Here is a 22,215-nt window from a genome sequence, read left to right as displayed (position 1 = left end):
CGCGCGCGCTTAGTGCCGCTAAGAGAGTCGATAAGACTACTATAATCACGTCAGTACACTTTAGTCGGTAAGTTCTGATTAATAAAATCTACTATGTTGGCGACTCAGTGTTAGAAATGTTCCTCCCAATCACCGATTTGTGTCGACTGGTCAGTTGGAAGGCGATCTATTAAGCCGGTAGGTTCTGACAGCTCTTATAACAAAACATTACTGTTGACAATATATTCTGCAGTATATATTAGCGTAAATATCACATTTACGTAATTATAAACAATTCAATACCATGTGAACGTAAATATGGATATTTGGTATGTATTCGGATAGTATTTAGTTATATTCTGTAACATCGCTTACTACAAGTAACATAATCCTACCGACCGATGGTAGAAGACCAGAATAAGAAGTTAGACTGTAATTCACTGCCTATCGGGCGTAGGAACTGCTTACGTCTTGCAGGCGGCACCATAATCTCGATGGCCGGACTGAATTCTCTCAGTGCAACCGGGAAAGCTGGATCAAAACCCATCGGGGAAACTGGATTGCTAACCGCGTCCCAACCAGACGAGGACACGTGGCACACGGTAACTCTCGACAGATCGTACTCGGAACCAGTCGTCATTATGAAGGCTGTGAGCAACGACGGCTTCCAACCTGTCCACATCAGGCTCCAGGATGTCTCTGACAACTCGTTCCAGTACAAGTTTGAAGAGTGGGACTACCTGGATGGTCAGCACACCGAAGCCACTGCAAGCTATGTGGTAGTGGAAAAAGGCTCTCATACGCTCGCAGACGAAACACAGGTAGAGGCCGGAACAAAAAAAGTGAAAGAAAAACCAAAGTCTATCAAATTCAGTGACTCGTTCTCGGATCCTCCAATCGTGTTTTCACAGGGCCAGACCTACAAAGGAGGCCAAGCTATCGTTACGCGAAACGAGAGCATCTCCACGGGCGGCTTCGAAACCCGACTGCAAGAGATGGAACAATTCGTCGAGGGCCACGGTGGCCGTCACACGAACGAGACTGTCGGTTACCTGGCTATCCAACCGACAGCTGCCTCGGATTACGAAATCGGTCGGACCGGAAACGAGGTGACCGAAGACTGGCACAGTCTCTCCTTCAGTGGGTCCTATGAGGACCCGATTTTCATCACCGATATGCAGACCACGGACGGCGGAGACTCCGCCGGCCTTCGGTATGCGAACCTTTCCTCAACTGGCGCTGACGTCCGTGTTGAGGAAGAACAAAGCTTTGACGACGAAACGAGCCACACTTCCGAACAGGTCGGCTATCTCGTAGCAAATCAGGGCTCACTGTTTGACTCCAGTGATTCATCTGGAGGGACCGACGACGATACGGACGTCTCGGTTGCAACAACCTCTCCGTCGAACGTCGCTGAAACGTCAGTGACCTTTAACGGCGATCTGACGGACCTCGGTGGAGCCAGTTCCGCCGACGTTTACTTTGAATGGGGCGAGAGCGATACATCGCTCGGGAATACGACTGCTTCCCAGACGCTTTCTTCGATTGGTGGGTTCAGCGTCGACCAGTCCAATCTCGAAAGCGGTACAGAGTACGAGTACCAGGCGGTCGCGGCGGCTAGCGACGGTGACGAAGCGACTGGAAGCAAATACGTATTCACCACAACCAGCACCGACAGTACGAGCGAATACTTCGATGGGCAACGACTCTATTCGTCTGATTACAGTAGCCTTCAGGCTGCTGTTGATGATGCGTCTGTTCGAGACGTCGTCGTCGTTGACGCCAATGAAACGCTCACTTCGACGCTCAGAATTAAAGACGACATTAAGCTTGAGGGAGACGGGGGGACTCTGTCGGTCCCGTCGGATGGCGACCACGGCATCGGGCTGTATGGTCCTCTCAAGAATGTATGGATCGACGGCCTAACACTGATCGGACCCGGCCAGAAACCCGTCCTAGAAGGTAACTACGGAATTGGTGGCCCAGGCGACAACGGGCCACTGCAGAATATACGCATCACGAACAACCGCATCGAAGAGTTCCCAAACAACGGCATAAGCTTCACTGTGTGGGGGTCGAACGACGCTGACGATATATACGTGGCAAATAACACCGTGGTCAACTCCGGGTCACACGGCATGGTGTTTGGCTGCGGGGAAGTCGGCGAATCGAACTCGAACGAGATCTCGAACCTCCTGGTCGAGAACAACATCGTCGATGGCGTGGACCAAGCACAGGGTATCGGGACATTTGGCCACTCAGGCGGCGTCACGCATCACGTCGCATTCGTCGGGAACGTCTCTGGCCGACAGACGCAGAACGACCGTGGCGGGACCGCCATGGCGTTCGAAGAGGACACTCATCACTGTGTAGCGTACGGCAACGAAACACACACGTGGAACAGAGGCAACCTCGGAGTCATAGCGAAAAATGGACAGTACAACCTGATCGCAAATCACTACGCCCACGATGGTCCGTCGGGGTTGAACTGCAACAACTACAACTACTACCTTCCGGAAGGCCCACCTACAAAGAATATTTACACGCACAACTACGTGGATAATTGCAACAAGGGCGTCCACTACAAGAACATCGATTCGCCTGGTAACGTGTTCTACCACAACCGATTCTCGAACGTCGGGACCGAACTGAGTCTGGGAGCACCGGCACTGGACGGATCGTCCGACCAGCCACGCGTCTGGGATAGGACGACCGACAGCGACACGGGTCTTCTAGACACGATTGGTGACGGCGCGACTTTCACCACCCCCAGTGGAGAAGTCGGTGCGGACGTCTCGTGGCAACGCGGGTCAACCGACCCCAGCGACCCTGTCGTCGTAACCGTCGATACGTACCCGGACAGGTACTAACGCGGCGGCAACGACTACTATCTCTACTTACCTCTGCCTTTTCGACAGAGAGAGACAATCTGGGCCCCAATTTCTCTCTTTTTTTTTATCCACCAGCATCCATTTTCCCTGCTGTTCACAGGTAGCCGAGGTCTTCGAGTCGGTCTGCTGTTGATTCGTCGATATTGAAATCGCTACCGCGATTATACACAGGCTGTTGCTGCTGTAATTTCTCTGATAATAGTTCGCCGACTGACTGTACTCTGTTTTCATCGGTCGAAAGTTGTTCGCTTTCCGCCGGATCAATCTCGATATTGTAACACTCCCTTTGTTCGCCTCGCTGGATCAATTTCAATTCGTTTTTATAAATAGCATGCTGTCCGGGCGATTCCTCGTCGGCGTAGCTGCTCCAATCCCAGTTTGCACAGAAGTCCTGAACGAGAACGTGATCTTCCTCACCGTCCAGAATGGGTGGCACGGTCGTGTGAGACTGATTACTCCCGATCAGGTCGGCCAGCATTGAATAAAGCCCGAGAGTGTTGACCCGTTCTTGTTCGTTTGGTGCGTTAGATGACATATCTGCGGGCAGTTTAATCAGTAGCGGCACGTGAATCCCTGGCTCGTAGAGTGTTCCGTGGCCGATATGCCCGTTCCGCCCTAAACACTCGCCGTGGTCTGCCGTGATGATAAAGAGCGTTTCTTCCCACTGTTCAGTCCGTTTCAACTCAGAAACTAATTTACCGACGTGGTGATCGAGATACCGGATCGTCGCGTCGTACAACCGTTCATGGACACCCTGAGCCTCCTCCGGGTATTCTCCATCCCCAGATCGTCGGAGTGCAGTTGAGTCGACGGTCTCCTCGTCAACAAACTTATAAAGCTGTTTGCCCGGGAGCTTGTACAGATGCTCTGTATCTTTCATATGCGCCTCAGAGTAATGAAGATACAGGAACCAGGGCTTGTCGCCGCGGTTAAAGAATTCCGTGGCGTTACTTGAGGCTTGCTTTGCACCTTGATCGTCCCTCGTGAAAAGGTCGAACCGAAATTGGAGTGCGTTCCCGATGCTAGACAGGAAGTGTCTGCCCAATGCGGTCAGGATAAATCTGAGATAAATCTGGTAGGTGGGCAGGTGTTTCGTACTGTCGAAGAACTTGCGGGCGTTAGTGCCTCTCTGAAACCGGTATTCGGCGGAAAAAAACTCATTGACCCCCTGCTCAAACCCGAACCCGGGCGTAATGAACGGATTCGTTGTTATAGCGCCCGTCCGATATCCAGCGTCGGAAAACAGCTCCGGGAGATGGGGAACATTGACCGATAGTGACCCGTTGTAGCCAGCCTGGTGTTCGGCTGGATACAACCCCGAAAAAAGCGAGCTGACCGAGTCAAGTGTTGTCGCAGCAGGCGAAACGGCATAATCAAAAATCATCGACTCGTCCGCCACGGCGTCAATATTCGGGGACGTCAAACGCGAATGACCATAGCAAGAGAGATTCGATGCACGGACAGCATCAAGAACGACTACACAGACGTTCGGCTCCATAGGTTGTTCTAAACTCGTTTTCAATAAGTAACTTCCTCTATATGATATCTTGCCTGTCGTCTATACATCCATATGACGGTCCGTGTGAGTTGGTATCTGTACAACTACCCTCACGCCGTCACTACCAGGTTTGAACACGTTGTGCTGACTCACCCGCTGCGTTTTGATAGACATACTCGGCTTGCCTGGCGATACGGTCCCAGTCGAACTTTTCAGCCCGTTTGACCGGATTACCGTCTGGTGTTTCTCCGCGGATACTCTTGTTGATTGCCTCTGCGACCGCAGAGGCCGTCACGTCGGTGACGAATCCGCAGTCGCCGACTACCTCGCTGGCGCCGGAGTCTGGATGGTCAACCGTGATTGGGATGCATCCCGCGGACATGGCTTCCAGCGCGGAAATCCCGAACCCTTCTCGCACCGACGGTAGGACGAAGATTTCAGCCGCCTTCATGTGACCATACACCTCCGTGTTGTCCTTGAGGAATCCGAGAAACGTCACGCAGTCGGAATGGGACAACGACCCCGCCAGCGACTGCAATTCCTCTCTCTGTGGACCATCGCCAATAATGCCTAGCGTGACATCGTGGGCCTCGGAGACCTGATCAAACGCAGTGAGAAGCAGGTCGACGTTCTTTTCGGGGATTAACCGCCCAACGAAGAGGATATCGAAGCCGACACCGGCAGCAGGTGCGGATCTGATTTTTCCGATATCGATACCATTCGGTATCACCTCAATGGAATCCCGGTTGGGGCCGATCTTTGCGAGTCTGTCTGCGGTCATCGAAGAAACCGCAACAGGGTTCTGCGGAAGATGGCCAGTGATTAACTGGACAACCCATCCGACATTCCCGAGCAGCCCAAGATAGCTTTTCCAGTACTCGCGTGTCCAGACCTCGTGCCAAGTCGTCACAATGGGTGTGTCTGAAGTACTGGACAGCAGAGCTGAAACCCAGACTGGAAAGTGCTCGGAGACGCAGACCACGACCACGTCGTGGTCGTCGATCTTCTGACGTAGTGGCTGCAACAAATCCGTCGAAAACCGTAGTGCTTCAGCAATGGATCGGCGATTTCCTACGTACTGCTCCCGCCCCGGTGAAATCCCCTTTAAAGTCATGCCTCGATTTTCGTTCTCGCTGGCCCCGTCCCACCAGTGACAGCCATAGACAGTCACTTCGTGGCCGTATCCGACGAGGCGTTTACCGATTTCGTGTATCCGTTTTTCCGTGCCCCCCTTACGATACGGATACACCTGGCTCGTAACGAAGGCGACATCCATATGTAAACTCAGTGTAGGATCGGTTTAGACTTTTGGCTGAACCGTTTCACGAAGTGTTGCCTGACACTGGAGGACCGCATGGGGGACTGGTGGGTCGACTATTTAATGACTTTCCATGGCTACTATTTCTTGTTTCACTTACAATGCCCGATTTAACTCTTTTGAGGCCACTGTCTCCAACGAGTAATTTTATAACCATCATGCAGTTCACATTTGAACACGAGACTATGGAAACGCCAAATGTTGTGCTTGTGACCGTTGATTGCTTACGGTACGACCGGTGTGGATTCAACGGCCACGGTAGAAACACAACGCCAGTGCTTGACGCACTAGCGAACGAATCCTTCGTCTTCGATAATGCTTATTCAACCGGCCCTTACACCACCGAATCCTTCCCGGGGATACTTGCCGGACAACACTCGTACAACGGTGCTCACTACGGCAATCACCTCGCATGGAAGGCACTTCCAACTACCAGTCCGACACTCGGGACATATTTTCAAGACCACGGGTATCGGACAATCGCTACATTAACCAACCCCCATCTGACTCAGGATCGTAATTTCGACCGGGGATTCGACCAGTATCAGAACCTACGGACAGACGGTCAAGGAGATGCTGGGTCTGTTACATGGCCTGGGGAAATCGATCAAACGGATCTGATGTACGATTTCCGTTCTCGGATGCGAACTCACGGAACGCTGGTCAATCCGTACACCCTTCCGTATATGGCGTATCGGTACTACCAGTATTTGAATGAGTGGCCGTCGATAGACGGCACACAGGTCATGAGTCAGTATCTGGCGAATCTTGAGGACGCTGGTGAACCCTTCTTCGGCTGGACGCATCTCATGGACCTCCATGCACCTATTAGCCCGAACACTATTCGGGAGGGCGGGCTCGCAAAAAGTAATTCAGTATGGCGGCACCTTCTATCGGACGCTGCACGAGTTAGTTGGATCTACGAGCCGGCCTGCCAATCGATATATGACAGTGCGCTTCGGTATGTGGACAACCGAATTGGTGAACTGATATCCGCGTTGCGCGCACGAAAGCAATGGGAAGAGACGGTCCTCATTGTGACTGGAGACCACGGTGAAGTGTTATTCGACCGGGACGGAATATATGGGCACCCACGTCATCATCTCTTCGATGAACTGTTACATGTCCCATTACTCGTCCGGGTTCCTGGATGCGAAGGGACCCGAATCGACAATCCGGTCTCACTGGCGTGGATTCACGAATTGCTAGCAGAGATACTTGAATTCAACCCAGGGGCGTTTCCGGCACGAAGTCAAAGTGATTCGCTTCTCGAAGATTCTACCGGTGACTCTGCCAAGATTATTTCAGACAGTTTAGACGGCGCCGGTCAATCTACCGTCGTTCGAGACGACCGATACAAACTTCTGACACATTCGAGCACAGACGGAGAGGCTGATCGATCGTACGAGTTCATGGAACAGGACATCGTCTACCGGTACGCCACGGATGCCGGCGAACGTGTCCCGCTGGCGTCTTCAACTGCGCCCGAACTCGGCGATATCGCGCGAGAACTTGAGATTCATCCTGGAGACCACCCGTCTATCGATGGAGATTTTGACCCGGCAGTTGAACAGCACCTCCGGGATCTTGGATACAAGATGTGAGTGGCGGTACCCGAGGGTCGCTGTCAGGATGGTGACGGCGGGTGTTGCTTGACCCTAACCAGAGGCGCGTACGTCGGAGGTTCAATACTGTATAGTCCCGATAGACCGTATTAATATGATTAGAGCTTGATAAACGCGACGGCGACTCGGTATACATGAAATATGAACGCCTCTGTGTTCTCAGAAACACTGGTTCTTGAACGCCATCCGGTCTGCTGATTCAGATCGTGCACGACTGAAGCAACTACTATATGACTTGATTCGAGGTTCTCATGTTCCGTCTAGCGATTCAAACCGTTAGGTTTCAATGCGAAGAATTCCCGCCCGAATTCCTATGAGGTTGTGGACCGATTTAACGTGCAGTTCGGACATGTTTGCCCCTCCCGAGGTAATTAAAGGTTACATTTCCAGAATTTAAATAGAAACAGAGAACCCGCCACAGACATATTTATCTAGCTACCGAAAGTCTCGTACGATGACCACCTCAGAGCAGGTAGTACTAATCGGACTCGATGGCTTAGGCCGGTCTGCAATTGATGAGTGGATAGACGACGGAACATTATCGACGCTTGCGTCCATCCGAGATCAGGGATGCATGGCTGACCTTGAGAGCACAATTCCGCCATGGACGCCGTGTGCGTGGCCTTCGCTTCTCAGCGGTCGAAATCCAGGAGAACACGGCGTGTTTGACTTTTACACGAATGACGGCTACGAGAAATCTATCGTCGATCGCCAAGATGTGCGTGCGCCGTATATCTGGGAAGTCGCGGACGAACTCGGCTTCTCATCGGTCGCAATCAATTTTCCCGTTACGCATCCAGTTTCCGAACTCGAACATGGGGCCATCATCCCAGGCTATCTCGCATCGGAAAATACCACATTTCACCCACCTGAAATTCGGGACGCATTCGAGGAGCGGTTCGGCGAATATCGCATTTATCCGGAGTACAACGCATCCTCGGGTGTCATCGAAAAGTACGTCGACGTCGCCCGATGTCGTCGAGACATGGCCCAGTTGCTGACCGACCGCTTCGACTGGGATCTCCTTGCCGTCCAGTTCCAAGTCACTGACTCCATCTTCCACGATTTAGAAAACTCTACAAAAATACGGGAAGTCCTGCAGTCTGTCGACTCGTATGTCAGTGATATCGTCGATCTCGCGGATCAAGACCCGACTGTCATCATCGCATCCGACCATGGAATGGGAGAGTACAGATGGACATTCTACATTAATTCATGGCTCGCTGACCACGGCTATTGTCAGACTACGGCCGGCAATCCCGAGTATTTCAGTTCTGCAAAAAACGACCTGCGGAGTAATCAAGAAGAGACACGTTCGAGCCCAATCAACCGACTTGCCGGCGGGGCCACGAATGCCCTCTCCCGCATCGGGCTTACACCGAGAGCGGCCCATCGCGCACTTGCAGCTGTCGGACTCGCCGGTCACGCGGAGCGTCTCCTTCCAGAGGAGACACAGGTCGCACTCCAGAACCGTACAATCGATTGGGAGCAGTCGAAGGCCTTCCAGCTCCTGTTCAATAGCCTAGGCGTGCACATCAACGCTAGGAGCAGTTGGCCGTCAGGACGCGTCCCCGAAGAGCAGTACGAGAATGTCCGAGCGAATCTCATGGCAGACCTCCGGTCGATCACAGATCCTGAGGGAAGAGCGGTTTTTGAGGCAGTTCACCCCCGCGAGGAGGTGTACCACGGGTCCAACGTCGACCGGGCACCGGACATTGTCTTCGTTCCGCGCGAATATCAGTATGACGTCAGCGGCTCAGTCGTCGATACGTTCCGGCGGCACACGCACATGAATCACAAACCAGACGGCATATTTCTTTCCAACCGACCGACAATGACCGAGGAGAGCATAAATCGGCTGTCTATTTTTGATGTTGCTCCGACAGTTGCAGTGTCGCTAGGAATCCCGGCCGACACCGATGCTGACGGCGAGGCGGTGCCTATCGTAGAAACGACACAGAATCCCCAGCCGTGGCAGGCCATAGCCGAGTCCCATCTTTCTCGGTCGATAGGTAACGGCAAACGCTCCGATACAGATGCTATCGAGCGTCGATTGTCCGATCTGGGCTATCTTGAGTGACTGTCTAGGACCTCGACATCTGCCGGTATACCGAATTGGTTTTTTGAGCTGATTGTGCCCAGGAATATTCCGACGTTGCGACTTCTTTCCCTTGGATACCCCACTTACTGGTTACTTTTGGATGGTTTAGTGCGTAGCTGAGTCCGTCTGCGAGCTCCGGCGGTGATTTGGGTGGGACTAAATATCCGGTTTCCTCGTGGTTCACGAACTCAGCAATTCCTTCGACATTCGTCGCAATGACAGGTGTGCCGGCCGCCCACGCTTCAAGTAGCGTCAGAGGATGGCCTTCCCAGATGGCTGGTAGGACGAATAGCTCCGCCGAGGCATAGTACTCCGGGATAGCGTCGTCCTCTACATATCCTTTAAACTGGACGTGCTCGGTGATGCCGTGGCGGGCTGCCAGGGTTTCTAAATCCCCGCGCATTGGACCGGTGCCAACAATTACCAACTCGCTCTCGGGTACGTCCTCACGGGCCATCGCGTAGGCTTCGATTAGGTCCTCGACGCGTTTTTTTGGCGCTAATCGGCCCACATAGAGTATTCGTCCCGAAACGGTGTCTCGCTCGATTTCGAAGCGGTCGAGATCAACGCCGTTTGGGACGAACGATACTTTCTCGTGTGCGCCAGAGAGAAGGTCCATGTGCTTACGATTGACCGAAATCAGGTGGTCGTAGGGGATTTCGAGCAGTAGCAGTCTCTCGATCCAACGTCGAATCCGTGCGAAGCCAGACGTATCGTGTCCAACACCGGACGGGATTGCGGTTCCGTGGATTGTTAAGACATTCGGAGAGCCCGATAGGTACGAACCGGCCCATGTGGGGACGGATGGGAGAAACGTGTGGCCGTGAATGATGTCATACTTCCCCCGGTTTAATTGCAAAAGAGGAGTCAGCATCGATGAGAGCCGGCCGATAGGGTTCCAGTATTCGGTACAAGGTTTGAGCCGATACACCGAAACAGCCCCATCAGCATATGAACGGTTCTCTGTGTACCGGATTCCATCCTGTTTCAGCGCTCGCGTGAAAATGTCGATTTCGTGTCCGAACTGCTCAGCTAAAGCAATCGAGAGCTCTCGCACGTGAACCGACCCTCCTCTCACGAGTGGAAACCAATCGTCCTGTATCATTGCTATTCGCATGGCTATGCCCCTCGGAGTTTGATGCCCCAGCATTTGGCCGCTGACAGTTCAAACACTTGTCTATTCACTCGGTTGAAAAGGGACCCTGACAGTCTTATTGCTTTGGTTGAATCATGGAAACGCGAGAAGCGATTGTTCTCCGGAGTACCCATCAAATTCTTCGAGTCGTGGCCGGATGTCGCTATATTCACCATCAGCGACCAATTTGTAGAGGTCAGATGTCTTGTAAAATAGCCTCGAAAGCAAGTTCCCGAATTCAGTGGCCGTCTAGTCGGACGCGAGGACTTCATCGGCGAGCGTGTCGCACTTTTTTACGTAGTGGTCTGGGAATTCCCCTCCGTAGCAGAACATACGGGGGAATAATGTTTGCTAACTCGTCAGCAGGAGCTGGAATATAAAAACTGTTGTGTCCCTGACGACGGTTGAACATCCGTCGTTCAATGTCGGGATCAACACAGACCTCTGAGCCGTACTGAGACGATTCATAAGCGATATGATTGCTGATGTCGACCTATAGGTAGCTATTATACATTTTGCAATTCAAGAGGCGCTAGATAGGACGATGGCATGGACATCCAGTCTCAAAGACCGACGCGGTATCATCGATTTGATAATAGTCGTGAATCCCCGTAACAAATACACTCTGATGAAGAGAATTAGCAGTAACTATTTATAATATTATATAAACGAATAGTACAGTACACTCACCAAAGAGGCAATTCGCTTGAAATATATCGCCACTCATCACACGACTATACACGATACTAGCCGACCACTCTTAGACGGAGTACCAACTCCCGGTGTTTGCGACTGGGCTCTCGCCCAGGTAGCCGTATCCGGGACTGGTGAACCGTGGCGAGAGGGACTAAACGGAGTTGTACTACGTCATCTAACGAGAAACCAACACCGAGCAACACCAACCACTCTGACTTCTCAAAGCCGCTGATGTTCTACCTGAAACAGCTACTGCTTGCGCTAAAGAGATTCGTACCGACAGGCGATATCGCGGAACGGGCGACAAAAAGCGCCGTTTGGCTCGGCGTGATGAACGTCATCGAGCGTGGGTTGCAATTGGTGACGATGCTTGTCCTGGCTAGACTGCTAAATCCTCGCGCGTTCGGCATCTTCGGAATCTCATTGCTAACGGTGACCGCAATCAAGCGATTTACAGATATCGGAATAAACGCAGCCCTCATTCAGCACTCAGACAAGAACGTAGATAAGTATCTGAACACCACGTGGATTTTAGAGGTGGCGCGTGGTGGTGCTATCGCCGGTGTTCTAGCGCTAGCGGCACCACTCTTCGCCACGTTCTTCGGCGAACCACGTGCTACGGGACCCCTCCGAGTAATCGCTCTGACTCCACTATTTCTCGGGCTACGAAATCCCGGAATCGTATATTTCAAAAAGAACCTGGAGTTTCACAAGGAGTTCGTCTATCGACTTAGTGGTTCGTTCACACTGCCGGTGGTCGGCATCGGCATCGCGTTCGTCAGTCCGACAGCCTGGGCTCTGGTAGTTGGGTTCGTTGCGGCGGATCTGGTCAGGCTCGTCGCCTCATTCATTATCCACGACTACCGCCCTCACTTGGAGTTCGATATCGAATTTGCTAAAGAACTGATCGATTACGGGAAATGGATCACGGGTTCATCTATCATGTCGTTTTTGACCACTGAAGGTGACGATATTGTCGTCGGGTACCTTCTCCCAGCCTCTTCGCTCGCTTTTTATCAATTAGCATATCGGTTTGCTAACGCGCCGGCCACGGAGATTTCACAGACAATCACGAACGTGGCATTCCCAATGTACTCTAAGTTTCAGGACGACTCGGAGATGCTTCGAGAATCCTTCTTCCGGACGCTCCAAACCACTTCACTCGTCGCGTTTCCCGTTAGCTTCGGCATCGTCGCTGTCGCGCCGACGTTCGTGTTGGCGTTTTTAGGACCTGATTGGCTCCCAATGGTTTGGACGCTGCAGATACTCGCCGTCTACGGATTGCTTCGTGCCTTCGGGAAGCTTTGTGGATCGATATGGAAGGCAACCGGGCGACCAGATTACCTCACGAAATTACCCCCGATTCGGATCATCCTTATGGGTATATTTATTTTCCCTGCGATCAATACTTTCGGTCTTGAGGGGGCAGCACTCGTCATCCTCGGTGTTTCGGTGTTCCCGATGATCCCACTCAATTTCTATTTGATTGTCGACACGATCGAAACCACCTATCGCCGACTGTTGTACGAACTCGCTTATCCGACTATAGCCAGTGGTGTGATGTTAGGAGCGGTACTTGCCGTCCGTTTGAACGTGCCGATAGCATCTATATACGTTGAATTCTTCGTACTCGTGGGGGTCGGTGTGATGACGTACCTGTGCGCGGTTGCTGTTCTCTCACAGGCGCCTGGGTGGGACATCGTTGAAACGATTCAGTTCATTCGGAAGAAACTCTAATCCAGACCGATTACCTGTTATGAGAACCAGTCCCAGCTTCGGTGTTATGTGGCCAGCAATCCTCTGATTCGTCCGGTTCGTCTCGCTAGCCGTGAGATAATCTCAATCGGACCCGCATTTGGCCGGGCGAGCGGCAACGACTGAACGACCCGCTTGGACCAAGGGAAGCCGTCGAGTTCCCATATTCTTGTATCTGCTTTCCCGTGGCGGTATGCTTTCTTCCAATATCCCCAGACCGATTCGGCAAAGTAGTGATATATGACCATTTCTGGTTCGTAATGTATTCTGTGGTCTCTACAAATACGCTCTGCGAGCTCAACCTCCTCGTGTCCGAAAGGCAAATTCTCATTGAACCCACCCACGTTCTCGAAGAGCGTTTTGTTCATCGCCATGTTACAACCGGGAAGCAGCGTAGTCTGCTTTTGTTCCTCGCCCTGGTCGTACCACGGTATCTCCTTGTTTTTGAACGGTGAGTCGTCCGGCTGGAAGACTCGCCCTGCCACCGCATCGTGCTCGTTGAGCGCGTTGCTCGCCGCTTGTAGATGTCCTTCACACGGCATCGAATCATCGTCGAAAAATACAATTTTCTCTGCCTGGGCCCGCTCAGCACCTTTGTTACGAGCTTTAGACGCACTCGAGTCTCGGCGGACGATTACCTCATAGTCTTCGAAACTGCATCGGCGTATATATTGGAGGGCTTTGATGTCGCCATCGCTTTCTTCGATAGTAGGGATGACGACTGAGAGTTCGACCATTATGTATCGTCCCCTCCAGAATCGTCGGCGAATCTCCGGATGACGGGACCCAACCGCTGAATGTTATGATCCATTGCGCGGTTACTTTTTGGTAGCTGAGTGTCCAACGTCGGTTGATGAATCTAGGTTGCCGAGTTTCTGCTGAATTTCGTCCGCGATTCCCGTACTTTTCCAGTCCTGCTCGCGAGGAATTAACGCTCGGTACGTCTCGATATGATTAAAAAGCTCGTTCAAATTCTGCTCTTCTTTGGCGATTAGCTTGTCTAGCTCCTCAGTTTTACTGCTAGAGAACAACGCATCGAACGTCGCAAAGTACTCTTCCAGATCCCTATTCCATTCGTAGAGGCTGATTGCAGAGATGTCGGCCAGTGCCTCCTTTCCTGGAACTTTCTTTACTTCTACGTTTGATCCATCAAGTCTGGTGCGAAGCGAGACGACGCTGCTTACTGTGGTTTTATCCACGAAGTCAGCGGTGGGAATCAACTGGTCAACCGAAATCAATCTCCGTCCGAGATTCGGGTCTAGATAAAATTTCGTACCAAAATACGCTAATTTATCAAATATTGACCGGTCTTGATCGATTCGGTCGTTAATCAGGTCCACGAGATAAGACCGAAATTGTTCGATTCGAGATAAATCGGACAGACCTGGATACGTTTCGAGATTTGACACCATCATGTTAATTGGTACCGGATACCCCAAGACTGACCGGTCAGTGCCGACCCACAATCGGTCGTCAGAAAGATAATCAGCACCGGAATTAAGCAGGGTCATCATCGTGTTCGTTTTTCCCGTGTAACGCCATGCTGGGAAGAGCACGGCCGTCTCGTCGAATTGCACTCCGGAGGCGTGTATTAGCGCATACCCATCGGCCGCCAGTCGTTTCCTGACTTCGAACTCGACTATGTACGCGACCAGATAGTGGTCTACGTCGGGAGACATCGCAACGTGATCCCAGGACGTGTTGATCGAGAGATGGCCATAGCCCTCCGGTTTTTTAATGATGAACCGGTCGCCTTCGCGTCCATAGTACTCGTCCGGCGCGCCGAAGACCTCTTTTGGGTCGGGTTCAATATGTGTCAGATCGCATATAATGTCGGGTTCGCGTTCTTGCTCGTGTGTAGCGAACCTATCGAAGGTTTTCCGAAGTTTATTCACACTAGGCCCGTCTCCTCGGACTTCTACGAGATACCTGTCAAAAATGTCAAACAGATCAGCCATGCGTTTATTTCGGTTGGGTAAGTCTGTGTTCGTATTCGGTTGCGTCGTGGTCTGCCCTAAACAGGGGACGGGACAGCACTACCGGTCGACAGTTATTTTTTGACGTCAACTGTGGAGGTGGATAGTCTATTTGTCCGGCTGCTTCAGGACTATTCATTATGCTCAATTGAACAGAACAGGTTCTAGGTATAAAATATCTCTTATGCTGTGGACGGTAGTGTTTAGTTAGTAGCATAGAGCCATCGAGCGAAGCTTTACAACCTGTTTTCGGCGGTTTCCGGGTCCACGTGACTGGAGCAGTTTGAAAACAACGAGGTTCGACGCTTCAACTCTCGAAAAATCCGTTCGACAGCTCCGATTTCCGTGGCGAGACATCTGAAATCGGAGTCCAGCTCGCTGAAGTGCAATGTGGTGGTGTTGAGCGCCATCGACGAGGAAGACGGCAGTCTCGACATCGTGTTTTTGCCGAAGTTCGCGCAGGAAAATTTCTGTGAGGGTGGTTGTAGTCGTTGCAAACAGCCGGACGTGAAGCAATTCGTTCGACTTCGGATCGGCGGCGGCGTACAGCCAGAATTGCTGATTGTTGATCCGAATCACTGTTTCATCGAGCGCAATCTGATTCGGTGATTTGCTGGATTCTGGCTGTAAATCGGCTTTCTGAACCCAATCGTCGATTGCTTTTCGATTGCTTTGGACACCCGGCGAATCCAGTAATTCGACGGTATTCGACAACGAAAGTCCCGCAACGTGGGATTGAATACCCAACGTGATCATCGACTCGGGTGTCTGCTCTCGCTCCAGAATATCCAAATCAATCCAGTCTCTATGTCCGCTGAGGCGGCTGATTTCTAGCATAGGCACCAGAAATCCGCCCGCCTCACTTTTCACGCTTAATTAAATTGTTCTTTTGAATAGCGGTTTTATCGGTCGATATCACGGGTTTAGAAGGGTGAAGCCGAGGAATTCGACCCTGTCCAATGGAAATCGATATCCTCAGTACCTCACAAAGCATCCTCAGCTAGCCGATTCTGAAGCATGAGTTCTGTGACGAAGCGAATCTACTGATTATTTTCACCGAGCAATCACGGATGAATTAGCGGGAGCAGTCGCTGTCGGCGGCGGTCAGCCGCCGACGCGACAGTGTTGCCACTTGCGAAGATTCTGGCTCGGTCGTTGTTACCGATAGAAACGGTCATCTGGTGGCCGGTTTGTGGGGACGGCCCGACGCACCGCGAGGGCCGTCCACGCTGCCCGACACAGCATGTTGATGAACTCCGTGAACGACCACTGCCAGAGACGACGCCCGCCACGGCGGGGCGTCGCCACATACTCCCAATGGAGATACCGCCAGACATTCTGCAAGAGTAGACTCACCACGACGTACAGCAACCGTACGACTGGATTCTGCTTGTGGTTGTCGCAATGCTTTGTTCGGAGAGTCGGTAGCTGGCTTCGATACCGAAGCGTTTCGCGTAGTGGTATCGAGCATCACGTGGTGTCTCAATGAACGGCGCGTCAGCGGCGTAGCCGTGACGCGCCACTCCCTGTTCACCGTACCGTCCGATTTGGTAGGTACAGTCGATGTAGACGGGAAAATCGACGGTCCAGCTGTGACCGTCGATTTTTCCCGTCAGATCATGTTGGATGACACGACTCCAGCCTTCCGAGAGTTCCTGCTTGATCGTCTTTCCCCACCGGACGACCGGCATCACGTACGCGTAATTGTGGGCCTGAAGAAGCGTGAGACACTTGCTATCGTAGAATTCCCGATCAAGATAGACGGCCTTGACGCTGAGGTCAAGGCCGTCGAGGAGACCAAGAAACTCAGCGAGGATACTGCTGGCGGTGCGCCGTCTCGTCGACGGCGACACCGCCAGCGTATACCGTTTATTCTTCACACGCACGTAGAGTGTCGCGTAGGCGTGGAATGCGGTGGTTCCACGCTTTGCTTCTGAGTGATAGAGACCATCCGTCTCGTCTTTGTCACCGTAGTAGGGTCGCAGGTGGAGGTCTGCGACGACCTCCATCTGCTTGGGATGGATCTCTAGAACGTCCTTTTGGAGGAGTGCGTTCCCGACTTGTTCAACCGACGCTAGGTCGAATTTCTCACGGAGATGGTACAGAACCGTGTTTTCGTGGGGAGAATCTTCATTGGTCTCGCAGAGTTCAGATATCGAGGTCCCGTCGGCGCATGCGCCGACGAGGACCTCTAAGATGTCCTCAGCATTGATTTCAGCATTGTTGCCGAGTCCGAGAACAACTTCCTCGTCAAGCGAGTTGACGAGAAAGTTAAGCAGCTGGTCCTCGTGGATATCATCGTCTGCTTGCTTGTTGGAGTGCACATCCTCAGCAAGCAGACGTCTCAACTAACCAGCTTTGTGAAGTACTGAGGTTTTCTTGAACCGGTTCGGAGAGGAATTACTTACTTCGCAGCCGACACAATTATTAGTATCATGACCAACAACTTTCGATATAACAAATGCAATTCCGACATGAGCGCATCGATAAGAATCCACCCTCTGGCCGGCTCAGCTTTTGTCTAACATCCGATCTGACCGGAACCGGTCATCCAGATGTAATTATCGGTGCTATGGGTGATCCCAAACCACTCTCATTCGGAACAAAACGGATTGCATTGCGACAACAGAAAGGAATCGGCAAACTGATTCAGTATTTTGAATCGAATCTTTTTTATTATGAAAACCCTGGGTGGAACCGCCGTCACGTGGCCGACGTTTCCAACTTGGATGTTGGGGGAGCCCTTGGGGATATCACAGGGAACGGGCGTCTCGACATCGTAGCGGGACAGGGAATCAACCGCCGCAACCTGTACTGGTTCGAACAACCGAGAGATCCACATGACGAATGGGACCGATCGCTGGTGACCAGTGAATTTGAAAAGTACCACGATGTCGTCGTCGCTGACGTTGACAACGATGGGTTAACAGAGGTAGTCGGACTGTCACAAGAAAGTGAGGTAGTATTCTACTATGATATTCCGGACGAACCCCGACAGTCACCTTGGCCGGACACGCATCGTCACATCGTTGCCAAAGACATCAATGTTGAGGGACTGACCGTGGTCGACATTGATAATGATGGAGAGGACGAGCTCATTGCTGGCCCGAATATTTTCAGACAGACTGACGGACGGCGAGACAATTGGAGACGTGAATGTATCGCCCGGGGATGGGAATGGACGCGGATTGCTGTCGCAGACATCGACGGCGATGGGAAGTTGGAAGTCGTTCTGACTGAGGGTGACCGCCCATACGCGGATGGACAACTCGGTCGGCTGGGCTGGTTTGACCCCCCGGATTGGAAGACGACTGTCCTTCGTGATGATCTCTACTGTCCCCACAGTCTTCAGGTTGCAGACTTCACTGGCGACGGTACCCCCGATATCTATGTCGGCGAGATGGGCCTCGGTGAGAACAAGAACCCAGAACACCTGTTGTTCGTGAACCAGGGGGGTGGTGAGTTTCAACAGCACCGGATTTTCCGGGGAATCCCGACACACGAGGCAAAAGCAGTTGACCTGACCGGCGACGGGCGCATGGACATCGTCGGAAAATCGTATACTCCGACGCACCACGTTGACGTCTGGTACAACGAGTCATGACGTACCTGCTGGACTACGAATTAGTATGATCTGTGTACGAACCGAACGCTACCAGTGGCTGAACGAGTTATCGGCGAAACTCCAGTAGAGAGGAATACCAATGAATAAACCGAACATCCTGTTTATTATTCTCGATACCGCCCGTGGCCAAACGGTCCTCCCGGGGCTAAAAAACGGGCTGATGCCAGCGACCGGACGGATCGCCAGTGAAGGGACGACGTTCCGAAACGTCAGTACCGTCGCGCCGTGGACGCTCCCTTCACACGCATCGCTCTTTACTGGCCGGTATACGAGCGACCATGACACGCACCGTGGCTCTACACACTTCGACCAAGCGGCCCAACCACTGGCGGCCCGACTACAGAAAGAAGGATACACGACTGTCGGTATTTCCGGAAATATTTGGGTCAGTCCGGAGTTCGGCTTCGACGCGGGTTTCGACCAGTTCTCGATGAAGTGGGACGTCTTCTGGGGTGGTGCAGACCTCTCTCGAATTCGTGCGGCAGACGGACTCGGGCCCCGTGTACGAGCGCTCCGCAGCGAACTCTCATTTAAAAACGCTCCAAAGACAGTATTAAACGCAATCTATGGTCGGTATGTCGGTAACCGATACGATGACGGTGCTTGGTTGACTACGAAGCGAGCGATTCGATGGATTGAAGATTATCAGTCACAGTCGCCGTTCTTTTTCTTTATTAATTACTTGGAGCCACATTTGGAGTACAATCCCCCGGAGGGATACACAGAAAAGTTTCTCCCAGCAGGAATCGACCCGGCTGATGTTGAAGAGGTAAACCAAGACCAGTGGCGATACATCGCTGGTGACGAGACGATGGACGAGGATGACTTCGCTGTACTTGAAGCGATGTACAAAGGCGAGCTCAATTACCTGGATCTACAGATTGCTAAACTCTACGCTGCGCTCTCACGGAAAGGCATACTTGATGAGACTGCGATTGTACTCGTATCGGACCACGGTGAAAATATCGGAGATCACGGACTGATGGACCACCAGTACTGCCTGTATGAGACTCTGCTGAACGTGCCACTTGTCATTCGATATCCGGACTGTTTCGACGCCGGTGTTACAGTTGACGGACTCGTAGAGTCGCGTGACCTATATCCGACCTTACTGGAACTGGCCGGAACAAATCCGGACCCGGCAGTCGACTCGGTTTCTGATAACAGCTTACTACCCGTAAATGGCACTTATACTGATCGTGAGTACGCAATCGCAGAATACGTCCGACCGCAACCCTCAATGAGCGCCCTCGAAAAGCGCCTCGGAAGCCTCGATGAACAAACGAGGCGGTATGACCGAGTATTACGTTCGATTCGGACTGAAAGTTGGAAATTGATCGAAGGATCAGACGGAACAACCGAACTGTACCATCTGGCCGAGGACCCGACCGAAACCACTGACGTGAGCGAATCGAACCCGGAGATTATCGGACGGCTTCAACGCATCCTGCGACGCGAGCAGGGATCGTTGAGACGCAGGACGGATGACCCCGAGTCGATATCAGAGCAGAGCAGGGAGCGACTGGAAGACCTCGGATATATTTAATAGGACGTTTCACCACTGGAAACTCTATCATCACTCCAGAGACCAACAGCTACCTGTTGATTGCTGCCTCATCGGGAGATTTAGCGTAAATTAACCCGTCACCGTTTGCATATATTCGGCTATACTCCGAGTCTAGCTGGCGTTCCGGATTCCATTCCAGCACCCATGGTCCACTACCAGTCGCATAGATTCTCACATTCGGGCGGTACATAATATAATGATATCCTTGTCTGGTCAAGTTTGCGTTCAGAAGGGACTCTCCGGCAGGTCGATACCGTGGGCCTGAGCGTTCCTCTTCTATCAACCTCCAATCAGGTGGACCCGCGACTGTTGTGAACCAGTCCGTCGTAATCTGACTATCGGTGTATCCTAAACCGAATGATTTCGCTTGGGTTTCTCCAGACGTCAAATAGTACCGTGGTGCAGCCCGGTGATCCGGTACCGCTGCCGTTGAGAACGCCTGTGAGACGACAAGTAGGGCGAGGATGGTGACGGAAAGCAATTTCAATGCCCTTCTTCCGGATGATGAACTGAACAACCGGTGATTTAAAAAAGGTACACAGAGGCCCCTTGATGAAAGACGTTCGATACCGACGGCCACGAGAACAACGAGTATCGGTTCAAGAAACGCATACATTCGCATCGGAGGCGGTGCCGACGTTCCCGGTGCTCGAGAAATAACACTCGCGACAAGCAGGAAGACCAGCCCCGCCACAGAGGAGAGTAGCACCTCGGAAGACGACTTGAACGGCTTATCAATCAACAGCAGGAGCCACGCCAATCCACCGACGATTAAAAATGAGATCCCGTGACTCCGCCTATATAGAAGTCCGATTACCCAAAGGTTAGGCGGCGCGGCAGCGGACGGCGACTGAACCGCTGGTGCGGACGAGACCTCAGGTGCGCCGAGAGAGAATACAGCGAGCAGGTTTATTGCGACAGTCTTGATAAAATCGGTAATAAAGGACCACTGAACGAGCAATAACGCGATTACAACTAGGCCGAGTCCGAGACTGAGCGGACGCCGCACGGCGGTATCTTCTACATTATGTCCCAGGATTCGTCGATGTACCAAGCGATTGGCTTTAGAAAATCCAGCTATGAGTAAAAGAACAAAAATAGTAATGAAAAGCGGAAGTTTATGTGTAAACGTCAGGCCAACGAGCACCCCGATGAGTAGTAGGAATGTTCGTTTCGAGCTACGCTCGTAATATCGAACCAATAACAGAATCAATACTATCCAAAAATAGACGGACAGAGTCTGTGCAATAGGCCAGAAAGAAAAGTGAACTGAGACGGCCGCAATGGATGCAAGAGCGCCTGCGACGATACCAGTTTTGTGTGGCCGAGCGGTGGCAGTTCGTTTCGCCAACCCGGCTATTACCAATGTCGGGACAATCCCGCCTAAGATAGAGTAAACTACCAACGAATCAGGTGCAGAAAGGCCGGAAACCAAGCCAAAGAAAGCCGGGAGTATGATTGAAAGTGGGGCTCTTGAATAAAAAAAGAAGCTAACTGAGTCAGTGGAACCAGTAATCATCACACGAGAGATCTGTACAGAATAGCTAATTGGGTCTAATCCGATTAGACTGGCAGGATAAAGGAAAATATATGATCGATAAAAAACCGCGATTACAACGATCGCTCCTAGATAAACGTGGAACGAAGACCGGAGGCCACTTTCACTTTTAAAATACGTAGCGAGCAGAAGAACGGTTACCGCAATCGAAATTCCGATTGGTAGTTCAGGAAAGAGCCTCTCGGTTTCGTGGGTGTAAAAGACACTAATTGCGATAGCGGACATGGACAGCGTCACACTTTCTCGAGTCGCGGACACTGTCATTTTAGTTATCTTCCTGACCCGTTCATTAAATCCTATTGGTATTTCACCCACTCTTATAAAGAAGACTGTTAGAACAAGAGACCTGGACCACCGTCTTACTAATCAAGCGCCTCAAGAACCGCTCGTCTGATGCGAATATGGCTTCGAACGACTTGCGTTATGGACACATACGGTCCATTCAACCGACGCAAAAGTTATGCCGGTAGACCTGATTGCATTGAGATGTT

Annotated in this window: 12 protein-coding genes and 2 pseudogenes; 6 read left to right on the top strand and 8 right to left on the bottom strand. The window is 51.9% G+C overall.

The genetic code is table 11. From position 1 onward, the window contains the following. The first annotated feature begins 380 nt into the window (after positions 1-380). Entirely contained in the window at positions 381-2,849 is a 2,469-nt protein-coding gene (locus tag KZ498_RS11515; RefSeq protein WP_312618961.1) for a hypothetical protein, read from the top strand. A 115-nt stretch (positions 2,850-2,964) separates the two neighbouring features. Here KZ498_RS11515 and KZ498_RS11510 read toward each other — a convergent pair whose 3' ends face one another. Further along, complete coding sequence (locus KZ498_RS11510; protein WP_312618960.1) at positions 2,965-4,368, bottom strand: sulfatase; 1,404 nt, start codon at positions 4,366-4,368, stop codon at positions 2,965-2,967. Between the two features lie 121 nt (positions 4,369-4,489). After that, the gene (locus tag KZ498_RS11505) at positions 4,490-5,644 is read right to left on the bottom strand and encodes a glycosyltransferase family 4 protein (protein ID WP_312618959.1); all 1,155 of its coding nucleotides are present in this window, start codon (positions 5,642-5,644) and stop codon (positions 4,490-4,492) included. 200 nt (positions 5,645-5,844) lie between these two features. On the opposite strand from KZ498_RS11505, the gene KZ498_RS11500 reads away from it, so the two are divergent. Further along, positions 5,845-7,290: a sulfatase gene (locus KZ498_RS11500; protein WP_312618958.1), complete on the top strand. Its 1,446-nt coding sequence runs from the start codon at positions 5,845-5,847 to the stop codon at positions 7,288-7,290. Between the two features lie 475 nt (positions 7,291-7,765). Next, positions 7,766-9,391: an alkaline phosphatase family protein gene (locus tag KZ498_RS11495; RefSeq protein ID WP_312618957.1), complete on the top strand. Its 1,626-nt coding sequence runs from the start codon at positions 7,766-7,768 to the stop codon at positions 9,389-9,391. Between the two features lie 4 nt (positions 9,392-9,395). On the opposite strand, the gene KZ498_RS11490 is transcribed toward KZ498_RS11495, so the two are convergent. Continuing rightward, positions 9,396-10,517 carry a glycosyltransferase family 4 protein gene (locus tag KZ498_RS11490; RefSeq protein ID WP_312618955.1) on the bottom strand — a complete coding sequence of 374 codons (1,122 nt, stop codon included), beginning with the start codon at positions 10,515-10,517 and terminating at the stop codon, positions 9,396-9,398. 957 nt (positions 10,518-11,474) lie between these two features. On the opposite strand from KZ498_RS11490, the gene KZ498_RS11485 reads away from it, so the two are divergent. Beyond that, positions 11,475-12,980 carry a lipopolysaccharide biosynthesis protein gene (locus KZ498_RS11485; protein WP_312618954.1) on the top strand — a complete coding sequence of 502 codons (1,506 nt, stop codon included), beginning with the start codon at positions 11,475-11,477 and terminating at the stop codon, positions 12,978-12,980. A 44-nt stretch (positions 12,981-13,024) separates the two neighbouring features. Here the strand turns inward: KZ498_RS11485 and KZ498_RS11480 are convergent, their stop codons facing one another. The 4 genes and pseudogenes from KZ498_RS11480 to KZ498_RS11465 form a co-directional block, all read right to left on the bottom strand. Beyond that, a complete protein-coding gene (locus tag KZ498_RS11480; protein WP_312618953.1) occupies positions 13,025-13,735 on the bottom strand; it encodes a glycosyltransferase in 711 nt (236 codons plus the stop codon). Positions 13,736-13,816: 81 nt separating this feature from the next. Further along, complete coding sequence (locus tag KZ498_RS11475; RefSeq protein WP_312618952.1) at positions 13,817-14,956, bottom strand: hypothetical protein; 1,140 nt, start codon at positions 14,954-14,956, stop codon at positions 13,817-13,819. 254 nt (positions 14,957-15,210) lie between these two features. Continuing rightward, positions 15,211-15,811: pseudogene (locus KZ498_RS11470) on the bottom strand (IS6 family transposase). Positions 15,812-16,132: 321 nt separating this feature from the next. Continuing rightward, positions 16,133-17,298: pseudogene (locus KZ498_RS11465) on the bottom strand (ISH3 family transposase). Between the two features lie 137 nt (positions 17,299-17,435). On the opposite strand from KZ498_RS11465, the gene KZ498_RS11460 reads away from it, so the two are divergent. Both KZ498_RS11460 and KZ498_RS11455 read left to right on the top strand, forming a co-directional pair. Next, positions 17,436-18,578, top strand: coding sequence for an FG-GAP-like repeat-containing protein (locus KZ498_RS11460; RefSeq protein ID WP_396276119.1), 1,143 nt, complete (start codon positions 17,436-17,438; stop codon positions 18,576-18,578). 100 nt (positions 18,579-18,678) lie between these two features. Continuing rightward, positions 18,679-20,145 carry a sulfatase gene (locus tag KZ498_RS11455; protein ID WP_312618950.1) on the top strand — a complete coding sequence of 489 codons (1,467 nt, stop codon included), beginning with the start codon at positions 18,679-18,681 and terminating at the stop codon, positions 20,143-20,145. A 49-nt stretch (positions 20,146-20,194) separates the two neighbouring features. Here the strand turns inward: KZ498_RS11455 and KZ498_RS11450 are convergent, their stop codons facing one another. Then, positions 20,195-21,988, bottom strand: a complete 1,794-nt coding sequence (locus KZ498_RS11450) for a hypothetical protein (protein ID WP_312618949.1) — start codon at positions 21,986-21,988, stop codon at positions 20,195-20,197. Positions 21,989-22,215 lie beyond the last annotated feature (227 nt).

The organism is Haloarcula sp. 1CSR25-25 (assembly GCF_032027985.1).
GTDB lineage: Archaea > Halobacteriota > Halobacteria > Halobacteriales > Haloarculaceae > Haloarcula.
The sequence above is the reverse complement of the archived record's forward strand: the minus strand, read 5'-3'. Positions and strand labels throughout refer to the sequence as shown.

Bases quoted from the DNA above. Each gene is read 5' to 3' on its own strand.
- KZ498_RS11455 (WP_312618950.1), top strand. From the start codon at position 18,679: ATGAATAAACCGAACATCCTGTTTATTATTCTCGATACCGCCCGTGGC.
- KZ498_RS11500 (WP_312618958.1), top strand. From the start codon at position 5,845: ATGCAGTTCACATTTGAACACGAGACTATGGAAACGCCAAATGTTGTG.
- KZ498_RS11475 (WP_312618952.1), bottom strand. From the start codon at position 14,956: ATGGCTGATCTGTTTGACATTTTTGACAGGTATCTCGTAGAAGTCCGA.
- KZ498_RS11495 (WP_312618957.1), top strand. From the start codon at position 7,766: ATGACCACCTCAGAGCAGGTAGTACTAATCGGACTCGATGGCTTAGGC.
- KZ498_RS11490 (WP_312618955.1), bottom strand. From the start codon at position 10,517: ATGATACAGGACGATTGGTTTCCACTCGTGAGAGGAGGGTCGGTTCAC.
- KZ498_RS11480 (WP_312618953.1), bottom strand. From the start codon at position 13,735: ATGGTCGAACTCTCAGTCGTCATCCCTACTATCGAAGAAAGCGATGGC.
- KZ498_RS11515 (WP_312618961.1), top strand. From the start codon at position 381: ATGGTAGAAGACCAGAATAAGAAGTTAGACTGTAATTCACTGCCTATC.
- KZ498_RS11450 (WP_312618949.1), bottom strand. From the start codon at position 21,988: ATGACAGTGTCCGCGACTCGAGAAAGTGTGACGCTGTCCATGTCCGCT.
- KZ498_RS11460 (WP_396276119.1), top strand. From the start codon at position 17,436: ATGCAATTCCGACATGAGCGCATCGATAAGAATCCACCCTCTGGCCGG.
- KZ498_RS11510 (WP_312618960.1), bottom strand. From the start codon at position 4,368: ATGGAGCCGAACGTCTGTGTAGTCGTTCTTGATGCTGTCCGTGCATCG.
- KZ498_RS11505 (WP_312618959.1), bottom strand. From the start codon at position 5,644: ATGGATGTCGCCTTCGTTACGAGCCAGGTGTATCCGTATCGTAAGGGG.
- KZ498_RS11485 (WP_312618954.1), top strand. From the start codon at position 11,475: ATGTTCTACCTGAAACAGCTACTGCTTGCGCTAAAGAGATTCGTACCG.